The sequence below is a fragment of the Arthrobacter sp. 10N418 genome (assembly GCF_056394725.1).
In genome coordinates this window covers 1-2385 of sequence record NZ_JBFTIK010000058.1, presented here as the reverse complement: position 1 = coordinate 2385, position 2385 = coordinate 1, and the positions used below count along the sequence as shown (strand labels likewise).

The window sequence follows — 2385 nt, the reverse complement described above, 5'->3', positions numbered from 1 at the left end:
CGATGGGTGAGCGGACTACGCCGGCGAACCCGAAGATGCCGATGACGGGGGACGAGTACATCAACTCGCTCAAAGACGACCGTGAGGTCTGGATCTACGGGGAACGGGTCAAGGACGTCACCACCCACCCCGCCTTTCGGAACTCGATCCGTATGGCGGCCCGGTTGTACGACGCGATGCACAAGCCCGAGCTGCAGGACAAGCTCATGGTCCCTACCGACACCGGGTCCGGCGGCAAGACCATGTCCTTCTTCCGCACACCGCACAGCGTCGAGGACCTTAAGAAGGACCGCGTCGCGATCGAGACCTGGGCGCGGATGAGCTACGGCTGGCTGGGCCGCTCGCCCGACTATAAGGCGGCGTTTCTGGGCACCCTCGGCGGCATGCCGGACTTCTACGAGCCCTTCCAGGAGAACGCCAAGCGCTGGTACAAGGAGTCACAGGAAAAGGTCCTGTACTGGAACCACGCGATCATCAACCCGCCGGTGGACCGCCACCTCCCGCCGGACCAGGTCGGCGATGTCTTCATGAAGGTCGAGAAAGAAACCGACTCAGGGCTGATCGTCTCCGGCGCCAAGGTCGTCGCGACCGGATCGGCGATCACCAATTACAACTTCATCGCCCACTACGGACTGCCGATCAAGCGCAAGGAATTCGCGCTGATCTGCACGGTCCCCATGGATGCCCCCGGCGTGAAGCTCATCAGCCGTGCCTCGTACAGCCACCAGGCTGCCGTGATGGGTACCCCGTTCGATTACCCGCTCTCGAGCCGGATGGACGAGAACGACTCCGTCTTTGTTTTCGACAAAGTCCTGATCCCGTGGGAGAACGTCTTCGCCTACGGCGACGTGGAGAAGATCAATAACTTCTTCCCGCAGACCGGCTTCATCAACCGTTTCACCTTCCAGGGCGTGATCCGCCTCGCCACCAAGCTGGACTTCATCGCCGGACTACTGATGAAGGCCCTGGAAGTCGCCGGCACGCAGGACTTCCGCGGCGTCCAGACACGCGTCGGCGAGGTGCTGGGCTGGCGCAACATGTTCTACGCCCTGATCGACGGCATGACACTGAACCCGGACCAGGGCCCGAACGGCACCGTGCTGCCCAAGCTGGACTACGGCCTGTCCTACCGGATGTTCATGTCCATCGGCTACCCGCGGATCAAGGAAATCATCGAACAGGACGTCGCGTCCGGCCTGATCTACCTGAACTCCTCCGCGCTGGACTTCAAAACCCCCGAGATCCGCCCGTACCTCGACAAGTACGTCCGCGGCTCCGACGGCGTCGAGGCCGTGGACCGGGTCAAGCTCATGAAACTCCTCTGGGACTCCATCGGCACCGAATTCGGCGGCCGCCACGAACTCTACGAACGGAACTACTCCGGCAACCACGAGAACGTGAAAGCCGAGATCCTCTTCGCAGCCCAGGCCCAGGGGACCACGGACTACATGAAGGGCTTCGCGGACCAGTGCCTGGCCGAGTACGACCTCGACGGCTGGACCGTGCCGGACCTCATCAGCAACGACGACGTCAGCCTGTTCTTGAAACGACACTAGCCGACGGGAAAAGGTTGCAGGTACGGCACGGCATTCCGTGCCGTACCTGCAACCGGCTCGTCAGTAGCGCGATCCGCCCACACCGACCTCCTGGTCGCTGTGGGCGGGGGTTCCGCCGTCGCCCTGGCAAAAAGCGATCGCCGGGACCACCGGACTTCCCATCGTCGCGGTACCCACCGGTTACGCCGGTTCAGAAACCACCAACGTCTGGGGAATCACGGAGGAGTCCTCGGGTAAGACGCAGAAAAACACCGGCCGGCCTCGGATTCCGCGAAGAGCAAATACCCGAAGCCGTGTATCTCATAACGCCCCACGTGCCGCCGTCGAATCCCGCAGCACCGTCGCTGCGGACCTGGAACCGCTGCTGAAATCCGCTTGGAAGGGAAAGACCCCATGATTTTTCTGGCGCATCACCTGGGACTGCTGTTCCACGTCACCCGCAGGCAGGACCTGGCACTGTGGGAGGCCGAGCTGGCGGCCCCCACCGTCACATTGACCTCGTCCGCCTGGGTGGGCTGGCACGAAGTGGACCCCGTGGACTGACCGGGCAGAATTCATCGGCGCAGCCCGTGGCTGATGGGTTTCCGGATTGGTCAGCCGCCGCGCAGAAAGTCAGCGACCGGCTCGGCGTCACCCTCGGCTCCGTCATCGGCCCGGGCCAGGACGTCACGGACCTATACTGCGACTGGGCGAAACTGCGCGGCGTGGCCGAAAACGGCCCCGTACTGGTCCGCCCTGACAAACACGTCGGCTGGCCCACGGACCGCTTGCCGGGTGATCCTGAAGGCGCCCTTTACAGGAGAATTGACCATGAACCTGTCTTTTGAGC

Annotated in this window: 3 protein-coding genes; all 3 read left to right on the top strand. The window is 63.1% G+C overall.

What is annotated here, in order from left to right; all coding sequences use genetic code 11:
- The first annotated feature begins 2 nt into the window (after positions 1 to 2).
- The 3 genes from AC1DCZ_RS19275 (at position 3) to AC1DCZ_RS19265 (ending at position 2383) form a co-directional block, all read left to right on the top strand.
- Entirely contained in the window at positions 3 to 1556 is a 1554-nt protein-coding gene (locus tag AC1DCZ_RS19275) for a 4-hydroxyphenylacetate 3-hydroxylase family protein (protein WP_476975999.1), read from the top strand.
- Between the two features lie 393 nt (positions 1557 to 1949).
- A complete protein-coding gene (locus AC1DCZ_RS19270; protein ID WP_350005786.1) occupies positions 1950 to 2099 on the top strand; it encodes a hypothetical protein in 150 nt (49 codons plus the stop codon).
- Between the two features lie 26 nt (positions 2100 to 2125).
- Positions 2126 to 2383: an aromatic-ring hydroxylase C-terminal domain-containing protein gene (locus AC1DCZ_RS19265; RefSeq protein WP_476975998.1), complete on the top strand. Its 258-nt coding sequence runs from the start codon at positions 2126 to 2128 to the stop codon at positions 2381 to 2383.
- Positions 2384 to 2385: the final 2 nt, after the last annotated feature.